The sequence below is a fragment of the uncultured Rhodoblastus sp. genome, from assembly GCF_903903185.1.
Lineage (GTDB): Bacteria > Pseudomonadota > Alphaproteobacteria > Rhizobiales > Beijerinckiaceae > Rhodoblastus.
Genome location: NZ_CAIUXT010000251.1, coordinates 1 through 12,767, shown reverse-complemented (window position 1 = coordinate 12,767; position 12,767 = coordinate 1). Strand labels below are relative to the sequence as shown.

Genomic DNA, 12,767 nt, shown 5'->3' with positions numbered 1-12,767 from the left:
CCGGCTCGCGGCCGCCCTGAACCTGCTGCCTGCCCCCGCGGGTTTTCACCTGCGGGGAAAGGACTTCAACTCACGATTTCGAGCTTTTCGGCCGACATCTTGCCGCTCTTGCGGTCGGCGACCAGTTCGAAGGAGACTTTGTCAACCTCCCGCAGCTGGCTGAGGCCGGAGCGCTCGACGGCGCTGATGTGGACGAAGGCGTCCTTGCCGCCATCGTCCGGCTGAATGAAGCCGAAGCCTTTTTCGGAGTTAAACCACTTTACGGTTCCCTGAGACATGGAACTACTTTCTAGACACGTTGAAAATGCTCGCCGACGCGACGCGTCGACCATCGAAACCGCATTTTTTGGCAAAATGTTTGCGGCCCGCCACTGAGTATTTCCGGGAGGAAACCGCATTTTTTCCGAAAGGAAACTGCATTTTTTCTCTCGAAAACCGACCGTGACGACCGTCTATCGACCACCGTCATGTGGCTATCGATGACGAAAATACAAGGATATGGCCGAAATTATCTCGATATGGTCCAGCTTGCGGTAAAATGGTAAAAGGTTTTTTGTGGCGGGGCGCCGGACAGGAATGCCGGGCTGTGCGCAAGACCTGATGCGCCGGCATCGACCGCCTCTTTTCGGCGGGCCGCCCCATGGGCCGGCGCCAGCCTATGTTGTTGGAGACCCCTGGTTGATCACGCTGAAAATCCAGCACAAGACCATCTATCGATACCGGCGCGCCGTGAGCCTGGGGCCTCATCGGCTGATGTTGCGCCCCCGGGAAACCCGAGATTTGCGCGTGATATCGTGCGAAGTGACGGTCGATCCGTTGGCGACGCTCACATGGTCGCAGGACGTATTTGGCAACGCGGTCGCCGCCGCCGTTTTCGTCTCGAACGCCGGCACGTTGACGATCGACAGCGTCACCCTGTTGAAGCTGGGCGCGGAGCCCTGGCCGATCTTCGCTGTCGCGGGATCGGCGATCGACTATCCGTTTCAATATGCCGGCGACGAGCGGACCGATCTCGGCGCCTTGATGTTCCAGCAATATCCCGATCCGGAGGGGCGGTTGCGAAACTGGACCTGGGCTTTCGTTCGCGGCGTCCAGACGGACACCTTGGCGCTGCTCAAGGATCTGAGCTTCGGCGTGTCGAGTTGGATCCATTATCAGAGCCGGGATGACGAAGGCGTGCAGTCGCCGATCGAGACGCTCGATCGCGGCTGGGGCTCGTGCCGCGATTTCGCGGTGCTGTTCGTCGAGGCGGCGCGCTGTCTCGGCTTTGGCGCGCGGATTGTTTCCGGCTACCTGCTTGCCGCGCAAGCCGGCGTCCAGGGGTCGCAGGACGCCGGTTCGACCCATGCCTGGGCGGAAGTCTATGTGCCCGGCGCGGGCTGGATCACTTTCGATCCGACCAACCGCAGCGTCGGCGGCTATAATCTGATCCCCGTGGCGGTGGCGCGCGACATCCGGCAGGCGATGCCGGTGGCGGGCAGTTTCGGCGGCGTCCCGGACGATTTTCTCGGCATGTCGGTGGAAGTCGAAGTCACGGCCCAGAATTGAAAAAGGGCCGCTGGCGAGCGGCCCTCGATTGCGCGGATCGGGACAGGAGGGCCGCGGGACGCCGGGTTTCGGCTCAGTGGCGGTAATGGTGGTAGTGGCGGTGATGGTAATGGCGTTGGGAGTGAATCCCATGGGAAATGCCCGGTCCCGCCGCGTAGCCAATCCCTCCCCCGACCACAGCCCCGACCGGTCCGCCGACAAGGGCGCCGGCCCCGGCGCCCATCAATCCATCGTTCAGCCGCTCGCCAGCCATCGCGGGTACGCCGGCAAGCGTAACGCCCGCAAGAAACGCCAAAACAAAAAAACCCCTGGTCATTTTCATATTCCTCTCCTGTGCCGGCCACGAGGGAATTTTATCTTTTAGCCTGACGGTCGATGCAGGCTTGATCGTTGCAACGGCAGGGCTTTTTTCAATAAATCGTGGCTTTATGCTTGTACACTTTACATGGGCATTGAACGAAATCTTGCAAGGACTCAAATCCGGGAATCGTCGCCGCGACCCTGCGGCGGCGGTCGGATCAGCAGGATTCGATAGGATATGTCGAAGAAGTCCGGCGCGGCGCATCGCTCGAGTCCGCTGTCGCGCAGCAGGATTTCGGGGATCCAGGCCGAGCCCAGGCCGGCTTTGACCTGCGCCAGCAGAGCTTCGGCCGAAGCGCTTTCGCAGACCGGCGAGTCCGCGATATCGATGCGGTGCCGGTCGAGCATGGCGGCGATTTGCGCGCCATAGGTCGTGCCGGGCGCATAGACCATGATCGGCCCGGTCAGCTTGTTCCGGATCAAGGCGACCGGGCGGTCCTGCGCCGGACTCGTCGCCAGCACCAGCCTGTCCTGGCCGATTTCCCGCGCCTCGACGCCGAGCAGAGCGTCCTCGCCGACAAAATGCGGAACAAGGCCGATATCGGCGTGTCCGCGCCGGACCGCCTCGAGACAGCCGGAGATGGAGGCGACGATCAGCGAATAATTCCGCGTCTGGTTTTCGACCAGCCAGGGCGACAGGAAAGTCGCGGCGAGCGTATTGGTCGTGTAGATGCGCAGCGATTTCCTGAAATGACTCGACGCGCTCAAGGCGGCGCGGCGGGCGTCAAAAATATCTTCCCGCAAACGGTGGGCGCGCGTCAAGAACGCCTCGCCGGCAGGCGTCAGGGCGACGGGGCGCGACTCACGATCGAACAGCGCGACCCCGAGCCATTCCTCCAGCCGCTGCACCCGGCGGCTATAGGCCGATTGCGTGGTGCAGCGCGCCTGCGCCGCGCGGGTGAAATGGCGCGTCTGGCACAGGGCCAGGAAATCGTCGATCCACTGAAGCTCCATGATGCATAAAATGCATGATGCAATCGGAAACGACAATTGGATTTCGGGCGCGTTTCGCGCTTTTGATGGCTTGTCGGATGAATCGGGGAGCCATGATGCGGATCGACAGGGACGGCGAAAGCGCCGCCGGGGTGTTCAGGCGAAGCGTCCATTCGCCCCGGCTGCCGAAACAGGTCCGCCTGCGCGCGCGCGAACCGCTTTCAGGCGGACCGGGCTCGGAGCCGGCTCCTTGGACGGGCGTCTATGAATTTGAAGTCGTGACCGGAAACGCCGCCTATCGCGAAGGCGAGCGTTTCTATCTGACGCCCGCACAAGCGGCGCGCGCCTATTTTTCGGGTCGCGGCGGCATTTGACGGCGCGCCCGGCGGGTTCAGCGATCGCCGCCGTCGATCTGGCGGCCGATGATGGCGATAGCCTGCTGATAGACCGACGCGGCGTTCCACGCCTGGATGGCGCCGAAATTGACTTCGCCGGGCTGATAGCCGCCGCCGCGCTGCCAGCCATGGGCATGGAGGTAATTGGCGGTCGACATCAGCGCGCCCGAAGGGGTTTCGAGGCTTCCGACGCCATATTCGAGCACGGTCTTGGGCATGAACTGGGTCTGGCCGACCTCGCCATGCATCGAGCCTCGGGTGCTTCCGGAGAATTGGCCGCGATCGATCAGTTTCAGCGCCGCGTAGAGCTGATCGGTGAAAAAGTCCGAGCGGCGGCAATCATAGGACAAAGTGGCGATGGAGGAGAGCATGTTCTGGTTGCCGTGCTCGGCCCCGAACGCCGTCTCCATGCCCCAGATCGCCAGCAGCGGTCCCGGCGGCACGCCATAGCGCTGCTCGATGGAGGCGAACAGGCCCGCCTGGGATTGCTTGAGCTGGCGCCCGCGCGCAACGATGGCCGAACCGCCGCGCTTGCGCATGAAATCCCCAAGCGACAGATGAAAACTCCTCTGCCCCCGGTCGGCGTTGATGGTCGCCGTCGCGTAATGGGTCCCCTCCAGCGCGGCGATCGCCGAGGCGCCGACGCCCCTGCCGCGCGCCTCCTGGGCGAATTGCTGCTTCCAGGCCTCGAAACCCGCCGACGTATTGCCGCATTGCGCCGCGCCGGCCTGTCCGCCCATTTGCGTCATCGCCGCCAAGGCCGCGACCGCGACCATCCTGAACCGATTGCCGTTCATAATTCAGACTCCCGCCCTGTCACCATTTTAATTCGCCATACGCCGGCTTGCGACGCCCACGCCATCAAGCGCGATTCCAGCCCCCGTCGCCATCCCTATCACGACCGGCAAAAGCCAAATGTGACGCTGGCGCCACAGCCGCCGCCAAACAGGCCCTGATCTTGCGGCTTTCGTCAACCCCCAGGCATGGATGAAGCCGGCCTCCGCATTGGCGCGAAGCTTGCTTGAGCAAGACGCGTCCGACTGCCGCAGCCGATTCCCTCGGCCGGTCCGGCGATTGGAAAGCATTGCCGCCATGCGGTCTTTCATCCGAACCCGCAGCATGTGCGAGTGGGAGGATTTCCCGGCCCGTGAGGGATTTGCGCGCGACGCCTTGCGCAAGGACGAGCGTTTGTCGCCTTTTCTGCTATTGTCGGAGCCGGGCTTCACCGCCGCCGAACAACGCCGCTGCGCCGAAACCTGGATGCGCGGCCGGATCGCGGCGGCGGCGGCAGGCCGCGAGAGCCTTGGCCGCCAATCGGTGCGCAAGCAGGGATCGCGCATCCGCCTTGGTTATCTTTCCAACGATTTCCAGGAACATGCGACCGCGATGCTGCTGATCGAGACGCTCGAAGCCCACGATCGGGGGCAATTCGAGTTGCACGCCTATTCCTATGGCGGCGCGGACGCCGGAAAAATGCGCCAGCGCTGCGTCGAGGTTTTCGATGGCTTCACCCCTATCGGCGGCCTCACCGACGCGCAGGCCGGACAGGCCATCCATGACGACGGCATTGATATTCTGATCGATCTGAAAGGCTTCACGAGGGACACGCGGACCTCGATCCTGGCCTTGCGCCCGGCCCCCGTGCAGGTCAATTTTCTCGGCTACCCCGGCACGCTCGGGTCCGACCTGTGCGACTATCTGATCACCGATTCCTTCGTAACGCCGCGCACTTCCGCCGCCGATTATGCGGAATCGCTGGCTTTCCTGCCGCATTCCTATCAGCCGCGCGGGCGGGCGGCGACGCCGGCGGCTCCGCTCGGCCGGGCCTCGGCGGGTCTGCCCGATCAGGGGTTCGTGTTCTGCTGCTTCAACCAGGCGTTCAAATTCACGCCGGAAGTCTTCGCGCTATGGTGCCGCCTGCTGAACGCCGTCGAAAACAGCGTGCTCTGGCTGCTTGCGGCGCCGCAGGCGGAGGGCAATCTGCGCAACGAGGCGTGGAATCACGGGATCGATGGCGATCGGCTGGTGTTTGCGCCCGATGTCGGTCAGATCGAACATCTGCGGCGGCTGCAACTTGCCGATCTCGTGCTCGACACTTCGCCCTATGGCGCGCACACCACCGCGAGCGACGCGCTCTGGGCGGGCGTCCCGGTGGTCACGCGCCCAAGCGCGACATTCGCCTCGCGGGTGGCCGGCAGCCTGCTCCATGCGGTGGGCCTGCCGGAATTGATCGTCGCCAGCGACGAGGATTATTTCGAACTGGCGCTGGCTTTGGCGCGCGACCCCGGCAAACTTGCAGCCTTGCGGCGCAAACTCGCTGCAAACCGGGCGACCGCGCCGCTGTTCGACGTTCCCGCCTATACGCTGGCGCTGGAGGACCTGTTTCGCCAGATGGAATCGCGCCGCCGCGCTCATCTCCTGCCAACAGAGATCGGCGCGCTTTCGGGGGCGGCGGCCTGAGGGAGGGTCCAGGCCATCGTTTTGGCCGCATGTTCCTGTCCGAAAAATCTTCTATCCTTTTGCGAACAGGCTTTGGCCCTCATCCGGCGCGCATCAGGAACACCGGGAGTTCGGCTTGTGCGAGAACGTCGCGCGTGACGCCGCCGAGCACCGCCTGCCACAAGGCGCCATGCCGGTAGGCGCCGATCAAGAGGCAGTCGCCGCCCAGAAGCGCGGCCCGATCGAGCAATTGCGCGCCGACGCTGCGCAAGTCCCGGCGAAGGCGGATGAATTCGGCGGCGATTCCGAGTTGGGCGAAAAATGCTCGAGCGCCGACGTCGTAGGGCTCGACGCCGTCTTTCTCGGTCCACAGGACGGTGACTCTTTCCGCCCGCCGCAGCCAGGGCAGGGCGGTCTCGACCGCCTGCTCGACGGCGGCGCCGGGCTTCCAGCCGACCACGACATGGCGGCCGACGGTTCGTTGCGCGCTGGCGGCGCGCGGCGCGACCAGCACGAGGCTTTGCGCGTCGAACAAGGCGCTGTGCAAGGCGTCGGCGGCGTCGAGATGAACCGGGCGCCCCACGACGACGAGTTGCGCCGCATTGGCTTCCATCTCTACGCAGACCCTTATGTCGCCGGGATCGTCGCGCCAGACCAGCGGCGGCGCGTCGGGAGCCGCAGCGACAAAGGCGTCGAAGACCGCCCTGACCCGGGCGGTCCGCGCCTTGGGGCCGCCCTCGTGGAGATCGCGCAATTGCTGGATGTCCTGCTCCTCCGCCGAGATGAAGGAATGTTCGGCGTCGAAGCCGACATGGACGGCGCAAATCTTGGCTGAACCTGCCCGCGCCGCCGCGACGGCGCATTGCAGCGTCGACAGCGCCGTCTCGGCTTCGGGCAAAAGGGCGCAGATATGCAGGCGGGGCGAGGCGGTTTCCGGCGGGCTGAAGGAGGGGGCGCTCATCGATGAATTCCTTCGCCTCGGCTTTCCACCGGAAAGATTGGGGCGGCGCCGGGCCTTGCCCTCATGTGGGGGCGAAGCCTCCGGGATGGAAGGGCTGGCCCCGGGGCGGGCCGGACCCGCGCCTTTACCGCGCCACATGTTCTTGCATTAATCCGCAAACCCGTCACAATCGACTCCATTCAAGGCTTTGGGACCCGCCAAGGGACACAGCATGACGCTCCCCGAAGATCATCCCCGTCGGTTCAAGCGCCCCTATTCGTCGGCGGAACTGATCGCCGACGGTTTCGTTCACGCCGTCGCCATCGTCGCCGGGTTGATCGCCTTCACGGTGCTGTTCGTGCGCATCGTCTCTCAGGGCGGCCTCAGCGACGCCGTCGCCATGGCGATCTACGCGGCCGGCTTTTTCCTGCTGTTCGGCTTTTCCTGCGCCTATAACATGACGCCGCCCTCCGACGCCAAGTGGTTGTTGCGGCGGCTCGACCACGCCTCGATCTACCTGATGATCTCCGGCACCTATACGGCTTTGTTGTCGCAATTGCCGGATCGCCGGCTGGCCTGGACGCTGGCGGGCGTGGTGTGGGCGGTCTCGCTTGGCGGCGTGGCGTTGAAACTGCTGCTGCCCGGACGGTTCGACCGCGCGTCGATCGTCGTCTATCTCGCGCTGGGCTGGGTGGCGATGGTGGCGATCCGGCAATTGATCGACAGCCTGCCGGCGCAAACCCTGATTCTGTTCGTGGTCGGAGGCCTGTTCTATTCCGTAGGCGTGCTGTTCTATCGCTGGCACAGCCTGAAATTCCAGAACGCCATCTGGCATTCATTCGTCACCATCGCCGCCGGCTGCCAGTTCGCCGGCATAGCCCAGGCCATTGGCCATGGCGGCTGAGTGACGAAAAACTTTCGGCGGCGGGTGACGGCGCGCCGTCAGGTGGCGAATCCCGCGGCCGCCATCGCCAGATGCGCCCTGGTCTGGAACAGCGAATCGTCGCCGCTGGCGAGCAGGTCGATGTTTTGCGCTACGCAATCGCACAGGGTTTCGACCCAGGGCCGCTCCGCCTTGGCGAAATCGCTGAGCACATAGGCGTGGACCAGCTTTTTGTCGCCGGGATGGCCGATGCCGAGCCGCACCCGCTTGAAATCGGCGCCCAGATGGGCGGCGATCGAGCGCAGGCCATTATGGCCGGCGTGGCCGCCGCCGAGCTTGACCCGCAGCTTGCCCGGCGCGAGGTCGAGTTCGTCATGCAGAACGACAATGTCGCCAAGCGCAATCTTGTGGAAACGCGCGGCTTCGGCGACGGAACGGCCGCTTTCGTTCATGTAGGTTTCGGGTTTGAGCAGGATGGCGCGGTCCGGCCCGACGCGCGCTTCGCTCGTCTCGCCCTGGAATTTCTTGCGGAAGGGCGCGGCGTTGGCGGCGCGGGCGATGGCGTCGAGCGCCATGAAGCCGATATTATGCCTGTTGCCGGCATAGGCCTTGCCGGGATTGCCCAATCCGACCAGCAAAAGCATGTTTTCTCTTTCGCTTTTTTCGCGGCATGTCACGAAAAAACCGCCCGCGCGAGGCGGGCGGTTCGAGCTTTGTCGGGTCCGATTACTTCTTGGCCGGGGCGGCCTTGCCCTTGGGCGGCGCAGCCGCGGCGGCGGCCGTCGCCGCCGCTTCCGCCGCCGCCGCTTCCGCTCCGCCGGGCGGCGGGGAAATGGTGGCGATGGTGAAGTCGGTCCTGTCCACGGGGGTCACGCCCTCGGGCAGTTTGATCGCCGAAATATGCAGCGAATCGTTGAAGTCGAGGCCGGTGAGGTCGGCGGGGATATATTCGGGGATATTATCGGCGGGAACCAGCAATTCGATGGTGTGCAGCACGATGTTGATCGAGCCGCCGCGCTTGATGCCGGGCGCGATTTCCTGATTGAGAAAACGCACGGGGACATTGACCTTGAGTCGCGAACCCGCCTTGAGGCGCAAAAAGTCGACGTGAAGCGGCGTGTCGCGCACGACATCGAGCTGATAGTCGCGCGGAATGGCGCGCTCCTTGCGGCCGTCTATATCGATTTCGAAAATCGTGGTCAGAAAGTGGCCCGCGTAAATCAGCTTGTGCAGGTCGCGGTAACTGAGCGTGATCGGCTGCGCGGCCTCGCCGCCGCCATAGATGACGCCTGGAATCTTGCCTTCACGACGAACGCTGCGGGCGGCCCCCTTGCCTGTCCCGCTGCGAACCGTGGCGGCGAGGGTCTTGATCTCGGCCATGGGTTCTATCCTTCAAGAATCGCGCCCACGCCTCCAGGGGTGTCGGAAACGGGCGCGAGAGCGGGCTTATAGGGGGGGAATGCGGTTTAAGCAAGGATTTAGGCGCCGCCCGCTCGATGGCGGACGCGTGGGCGCGATCAAGCGCGCCGGCTATCAACTCTTCAACTTCCGCGCCAATATCGCGTCGAGCTTGCCGACCAGCGCCGGGTCCCAAGCGTCGCGCGAGGTGACCAGCGCGTAATCCAGTGCGCGGTCGGAGCCGATCGGGCAGGGCTGGTGCTCGGCGGGGAACTCGCTCATCAGCCGCGCCAACAGCCGCGCCGCCTTTTCGGCGTTCGAGCGCACCACCGACAGGATGTCATGCACCTCCACGGCGGCGATGTCGTCGCGCCAGCAATCGTAATCGGTGACCATGGCGAGCGTCGCATAGGACATTTCGGCCTCGCGTGCGAGCTTGGCTTCGGGCAGGGCGGTCATGCCGATGACGTGGCAGCCGGCGGCCTTGTAGGCGAGCGATTCGGCGCGGGAGGAAAATTGCGGCCCCTCCATGCAGACATAGGTTCCGCCTTTGAAGATATCGACGCCCTCGGCCTTGGCGGCGGCGACGAGGCGGTTTTGCAGCAAGGGCGCGACCGGATGCGCCATCGAGACATGGGCGACGCAGCCATTGCCGAAAAACGACGATTGCCGCCCGAAAGTGCGGTCGATGAACTGGTCCACGGCGACGAACAGGCCGGGCGGCAATTCCTCGCGGAACGAACCGCAGGCCGAGACGGAAATGACGTCGGTGACGCCGACGCGCTTGAGCGCGTCGATATTGGCGCGGTAATTGATGCCGGAAGGCGAGAGCCGATGGCCGCGTCCGTGCCGGGGCAGGAAAACGGCTTCGGTTCCATGGATGCGGCCAAAGCGCAACAGGTCGGATGGTTCGCCCCAGGGAGTCAGCACCGCCTGCTCCTTCACGTCCTCGAGGCCGGGCAGGTCATAGACGCCGGAACCGCCGATAATGCCGAGTAGTGCTTTGGTCATGCGTCGATTCCTCGCGATCGTGGGTTTGTCGGCAAGGTGACGCAAGCCGGGCCGTGGGGCAAGCCCCCTTATACTATCGGCCCTGTTCATGGCCAATAGTCGGGAATGGGCAAAAAAAACCGGACGCCGAAGCGTCCGGTCGATCCGCGGAACGGACCAAGTAGTCCACACGAGACGGAATGGGGAGGACACCCGCTCGCCTGTGGAGTAGGCTATTTATGCTGCACTGCAACAAAAATGACAAGTTTCGGTTATGCGGGGCCGTTATGCATTTTTGCATGGCGGGTCTGGACAGGGACCGCCTTGCCGGGCGGCAGCGGAAGCGCCAGACTCTCAGGGAAACAAGGGAGTCAGCGATGAGTCTTGTGGCCTTCGAGGATTTTGCGCCGGGCGAAACCCGCCGCTTTGGCGATTATGCCTTTACTGCGCCGGAAATCATTGCTTTCGCGTCCTTTTACGACCCGCAGCCTTTCCATCTCGACGAAGAAGCAGGCAGAAACAGCATTTTGGGAGGCCTGACGGCTTCCGGCTGGCACACCTGCTCGGTGCTGATGCGGATGAATATCGATGGCTGGCTGGCGCAAACCACCTGTCTGGCGGGAATAGGCATCGAGGAAAACCGCTGGCTCGCCCCGGTGCGCCCCGGCGACCGGCTTTCCGCCGAAACCGTGACCCTCGAAAAGATCGATCTGCGCTCGCGCCCGGACGCGGGCATCGTCAAATTCGCGACGACCCTGCGCAACCAGGCCGGCGGCGAGGTGATGGCGCAGAAGAGCGCGATTCTGTTCGCGCGGCGCGAACAGCGGGCGCCGGACGCCCCTCTGCCGACGGCGTCGCCAAAACCGCCCGCGCCGCTTGTCCCGGAGCGCATCGACGATCCGGCGGCGGCCATGCCGACCCATTACGCGCGGGTGCGCGTCGGCGCCTATGCGGAACTTGGCGAAACGCTGTTCACCGCGCCCTTCATTCAGGGTTATGCGCGCGACTACGATCCGTTTCCGTTTCATCTCGACGAGGAGGCGGGCCGCGCCCATCTGCTCGGGGCGATGTCGGCGGCGGGGTTTCAGACGGCGGCGTGCTGGATGCATCATTTCGTCGCGTTTCGCAGCCGGGTGTCGGACGGCGAAGTCGCCAGCCGCGCTTCGCCCGGCTTTTCCGGCCTGTTGTGGCGCCAGCCGGTGCTGGTCGGCGACCGCATCGCCTTTACGACCCAGGTCGTTTCCAAACGCGCGACCTCGAAACCCAATCTCGGCCTGATCACCAGCCGCAATTGCGGCGTCAACCAGCGCGGCGAGATCGCGCTGGAATTTTACGCCTCGGTGTTCCTGCCGATCGAGGAGTGAACCGCGCTTCCCGCCAATTCCTGCCGTTGTAACGAGCGCGCGGCCTTCTCTTTAATTAGCGCGCGCCTGCGTTAACCGGCCAGTCGCGAAGTGAACGCCTTTATTTCCCCGTCCAGCGAAAATCGTCGGCGCGGCCCGGTTGCGTCGGCGCGGCGATGGGGGCGGCGGGCAGCGGCGTCTCCGCGAGCGCTCCGCCTGGCGAGACGGCGGGTTCCGTCAGGGCTTCGATCTTCCCCGCCAGCGGTTTTGGCGGCGCCGGCGTGGCGGCCTCGGCGGGCTGCGGCGGCATGGAGGATTGCGGCGCGCCTTCCGCCTCGCCCGGAACCGGAGAGAGCGATGGCGCGGATTCGCCCGGCGCCGCCGGCGGCGCTTCCAGCGGCGTCTTGGCCGGCTGCAGCGCGGCTTCGAGCACGCGCCGGATCTCGGGTTCGACGAAATGCGCCGCCTTGCGCGCCCCGGCCTTGTTGAAATGGACGCCGTCTGCCGCGCGCAGGCGTACGATGTCGCCGTCGATGTCCGGTCCCGAAGCCTTGTAGGTCGAATTGACGTCGGAAAAAGCCTCCCATAGGTCGACGTAACGCGCGCCAAGCGCGCCGGCATATTGGCGATCGATGTCGTTGAACACCAGAGCCGCTGCCGACAGGGTCTCGCTGCGCATGATCGGCAGGCCGACCCAGACCAGCGGAACGTTCTTGTCGCGGAAAGCGCTCGCGACTTCCTCGACTCTCTTGGCGTAGATATCGTTGAACGGCTTGGACAGGGGCTCGATGCCGCCCTCGACGCGCAGTTTCTGGTTGTCGTTGATGCCAATCTGGATCACCGCCAGATCGAAATGCTGCGGGCCTTCGAGCAGCGCCGCCGCCGCCTTCGGCCAGTCGTAGAAATCGTCGCGCACGAGACCGGTGTCTTGACGGGTCTTGTTGACGATGGCGACGCGCGGATCGCCGGCGAAAGCCTCGGCCAGGCCCTGCGCCAGCAATCCCGCCTCGCTGTCGCCGATCACCGCGACGAAAAAACTCGGCGCCGGCCGCGCGACGGCGGGGCCGGCGCGGCCGGCGGGCGCGGCGGACGAAGGGGCGGGATTTGGGGTTGCGCGCGCGGCGGGTTTTGGCCGATGCGCCGGCCGGTGTTTTTGCGGCCGGGGCTGCGGCGCGCGATGGCCGCCGAACAGCGAACTGAAGAAATCCGAAACGGCGTCCTGCGCCTGCGCCGGCGGCGCTCCCGCCGGGCCGATCAGCAGGGCCGCCAGAACCAGCGCGAGACCGGCGCGAACCAGACGGGATCGGGACGTTTGCTGTCGGGGCGGGTGCGGCATGACGCCAAGACTAGAGGATTTTCAAGTTTCGTGGAAACATGAAAATGTTCCGGACTTTCATTCGTAAGCGTCGCTCCGGCGCCGTTCACTCGTCGGGCTTGAAATTCCAAGGCATCAGCGCCTCGATTTCCTTGTTGGGCCATCGGTTGGCGATTCGCTCCAGGGTCTGTTTGGCCCAGGCGTTGGGATCGACGCCGTTCAT

Annotated in this window: 15 protein-coding genes; 5 read left to right on the top strand and 10 right to left on the bottom strand. The window is 64.7% G+C overall.

Annotated features, from left to right (window positions below; translation table 11 throughout):
• Positions 1–65: 65 nt before the first annotated feature.
• Positions 66–278: a cold-shock protein gene (locus tag QZY01_RS23560; protein ID WP_294542140.1), complete on the bottom strand. Its 213-nt coding sequence runs from the start codon at positions 276–278 to the stop codon at positions 66–68.
• A gap of 400 nt (positions 279–678) precedes the next feature.
• Here QZY01_RS23560 and QZY01_RS23555 point away from each other — a divergent pair, with 400 nt between their 5' ends.
• Positions 679–1,548, top strand: coding sequence for a transglutaminase family protein (locus QZY01_RS23555; protein WP_294542136.1), 870 nt, complete (start codon positions 679–681; stop codon positions 1,546–1,548).
• 73 nt (positions 1,549–1,621) lie between these two features.
• On the opposite strand, the gene QZY01_RS23550 is transcribed toward QZY01_RS23555, so the two are convergent.
• Together QZY01_RS23550 and QZY01_RS23545 are read right to left on the bottom strand one after the other, a co-directional pair.
• Positions 1,622–1,864: a hypothetical protein gene (locus tag QZY01_RS23550; protein ID WP_294542134.1), complete on the bottom strand. Its 243-nt coding sequence runs from the start codon at positions 1,862–1,864 to the stop codon at positions 1,622–1,624.
• A 158-nt stretch (positions 1,865–2,022) separates the two neighbouring features.
• Positions 2,023–2,862 (bottom strand): LysR family transcriptional regulator, encoded by an 840-nt coding sequence (locus QZY01_RS23545; RefSeq protein WP_294542133.1) that lies wholly within the window; start codon positions 2,860–2,862, stop codon positions 2,023–2,025.
• A 92-nt stretch (positions 2,863–2,954) separates the two neighbouring features.
• Between QZY01_RS23545 and QZY01_RS23540 the strand changes: the two genes are divergently transcribed.
• Entirely contained in the window at positions 2,955–3,215 is a 261-nt protein-coding gene (locus QZY01_RS23540) for a hypothetical protein (RefSeq protein ID WP_294542130.1), read from the top strand.
• A gap of 17 nt (positions 3,216–3,232) precedes the next feature.
• Here the strand turns inward: QZY01_RS23540 and QZY01_RS23535 are convergent, their stop codons facing one another.
• Complete coding sequence (locus QZY01_RS23535; protein WP_294542141.1) at positions 3,233–4,012, bottom strand: lytic transglycosylase domain-containing protein; 780 nt, start codon at positions 4,010–4,012, stop codon at positions 3,233–3,235.
• Positions 4,013–4,328: 316 nt separating this feature from the next.
• Here QZY01_RS23535 and QZY01_RS23530 point away from each other — a divergent pair, with 316 nt between their 5' ends.
• The gene (locus tag QZY01_RS23530; protein ID WP_294542128.1) at positions 4,329–5,696 is read left to right on the top strand and encodes a UDP-N-acetylglucosamine-peptide N-acetylglucosaminyltransferase; all 1,368 of its coding nucleotides are present in this window, start codon (positions 4,329–4,331) and stop codon (positions 5,694–5,696) included.
• Positions 5,697–5,775: 79 nt separating this feature from the next.
• Here QZY01_RS23530 and QZY01_RS23525 read toward each other — a convergent pair whose 3' ends face one another.
• Positions 5,776–6,636: a universal stress protein gene (locus tag QZY01_RS23525; protein ID WP_294542127.1), complete on the bottom strand. Its 861-nt coding sequence runs from the start codon at positions 6,634–6,636 to the stop codon at positions 5,776–5,778.
• Positions 6,637–6,847: 211 nt separating this feature from the next.
• Here QZY01_RS23525 and QZY01_RS23520 point away from each other — a divergent pair, with 211 nt between their 5' ends.
• Positions 6,848–7,519 carry a hemolysin III family protein gene (locus QZY01_RS23520; RefSeq protein ID WP_294542125.1) on the top strand — a complete coding sequence of 224 codons (672 nt, stop codon included), beginning with the start codon at positions 6,848–6,850 and terminating at the stop codon, positions 7,517–7,519.
• Positions 7,520–7,557: 38 nt separating this feature from the next.
• Here the strand turns inward: QZY01_RS23520 and pth are convergent, their stop codons facing one another.
• From pth to QZY01_RS23505, 3 genes are all read right to left on the bottom strand, one after another.
• Positions 7,558–8,142: an aminoacyl-tRNA hydrolase gene (gene pth / locus QZY01_RS23515; RefSeq protein WP_294542123.1), complete on the bottom strand. Its 585-nt coding sequence runs from the start codon at positions 8,140–8,142 to the stop codon at positions 7,558–7,560.
• Between the two features lie 82 nt (positions 8,143–8,224).
• Positions 8,225–8,878, bottom strand: coding sequence for a 50S ribosomal protein L25/general stress protein Ctc (locus tag QZY01_RS23510; RefSeq protein ID WP_294542121.1), 654 nt, complete (start codon positions 8,876–8,878; stop codon positions 8,225–8,227).
• A gap of 153 nt (positions 8,879–9,031) precedes the next feature.
• Positions 9,032–9,907, bottom strand: coding sequence for an S-methyl-5'-thioadenosine phosphorylase (locus tag QZY01_RS23505; RefSeq protein ID WP_294542119.1), 876 nt, complete (start codon positions 9,905–9,907; stop codon positions 9,032–9,034).
• Positions 9,908–10,263: 356 nt separating this feature from the next.
• On the opposite strand from QZY01_RS23505, the gene QZY01_RS23500 reads away from it, so the two are divergent.
• Complete coding sequence (locus tag QZY01_RS23500; protein WP_294542117.1) at positions 10,264–11,250, top strand: MaoC/PaaZ C-terminal domain-containing protein; 987 nt, start codon at positions 10,264–10,266, stop codon at positions 11,248–11,250.
• A 100-nt stretch (positions 11,251–11,350) separates the two neighbouring features.
• On the opposite strand, the gene QZY01_RS23495 is transcribed toward QZY01_RS23500, so the two are convergent.
• Together QZY01_RS23495 and QZY01_RS23490 are read right to left on the bottom strand one after the other, a co-directional pair.
• Entirely contained in the window at positions 11,351–12,565 is a 1,215-nt protein-coding gene (locus QZY01_RS23495; RefSeq protein WP_294542114.1) for a DUF459 domain-containing protein, read from the bottom strand.
• Positions 12,566–12,650: 85 nt separating this feature from the next.
• Positions 12,651–12,767: transposase domain-containing protein (locus QZY01_RS23490; protein ID WP_294541995.1), on the bottom strand; the 117-nt coding region annotated here is incomplete at its 5' end.

Bases quoted from the DNA above. Each gene is read 5' to 3' on its own strand.
- QZY01_RS23560 (WP_294542140.1), bottom strand. From the start codon at position 278: ATGTCTCAGGGAACCGTAAAGTGGTTTAACTCCGAAAAAGGCTTCGGC.
- QZY01_RS23550 (WP_294542134.1), bottom strand. From the start codon at position 1,864: ATGACCAGGGGTTTTTTTGTTTTGGCGTTTCTTGCGGGCGTTACGCTT.
- QZY01_RS23545 (WP_294542133.1), bottom strand. From the start codon at position 2,862: ATGGAGCTTCAGTGGATCGACGATTTCCTGGCCCTGTGCCAGACGCGC.
- QZY01_RS23540 (WP_294542130.1), top strand. From the start codon at position 2,955: ATGATGCGGATCGACAGGGACGGCGAAAGCGCCGCCGGGGTGTTCAGG.
- QZY01_RS23535 (WP_294542141.1), bottom strand. From the start codon at position 4,012: ATGGTCGCGGTCGCGGCCTTGGCGGCGATGACGCAAATGGGCGGACAG.
- QZY01_RS23530 (WP_294542128.1), top strand. From the start codon at position 4,329: ATGCGGTCTTTCATCCGAACCCGCAGCATGTGCGAGTGGGAGGATTTC.
- QZY01_RS23525 (WP_294542127.1), bottom strand. From the start codon at position 6,636: ATGAGCGCCCCCTCCTTCAGCCCGCCGGAAACCGCCTCGCCCCGCCTG.
- QZY01_RS23520 (WP_294542125.1), top strand. From the start codon at position 6,848: ATGACGCTCCCCGAAGATCATCCCCGTCGGTTCAAGCGCCCCTATTCG.
- pth (WP_294542123.1), bottom strand. From the start codon at position 8,142: ATGCTTTTGCTGGTCGGATTGGGCAATCCCGGCAAGGCCTATGCCGGC.
- QZY01_RS23510 (WP_294542121.1), bottom strand. From the start codon at position 8,878: ATGGCCGAGATCAAGACCCTCGCCGCCACGGTTCGCAGCGGGACAGGC.
- QZY01_RS23505 (WP_294542119.1), bottom strand. From the start codon at position 9,907: ATGACCAAAGCACTACTCGGCATTATCGGCGGTTCCGGCGTCTATGAC.
- QZY01_RS23500 (WP_294542117.1), top strand. From the start codon at position 10,264: ATGAGTCTTGTGGCCTTCGAGGATTTTGCGCCGGGCGAAACCCGCCGC.
- QZY01_RS23495 (WP_294542114.1), bottom strand. From the start codon at position 12,565: ATGCCGCACCCGCCCCGACAGCAAACGTCCCGATCCCGTCTGGTTCGC.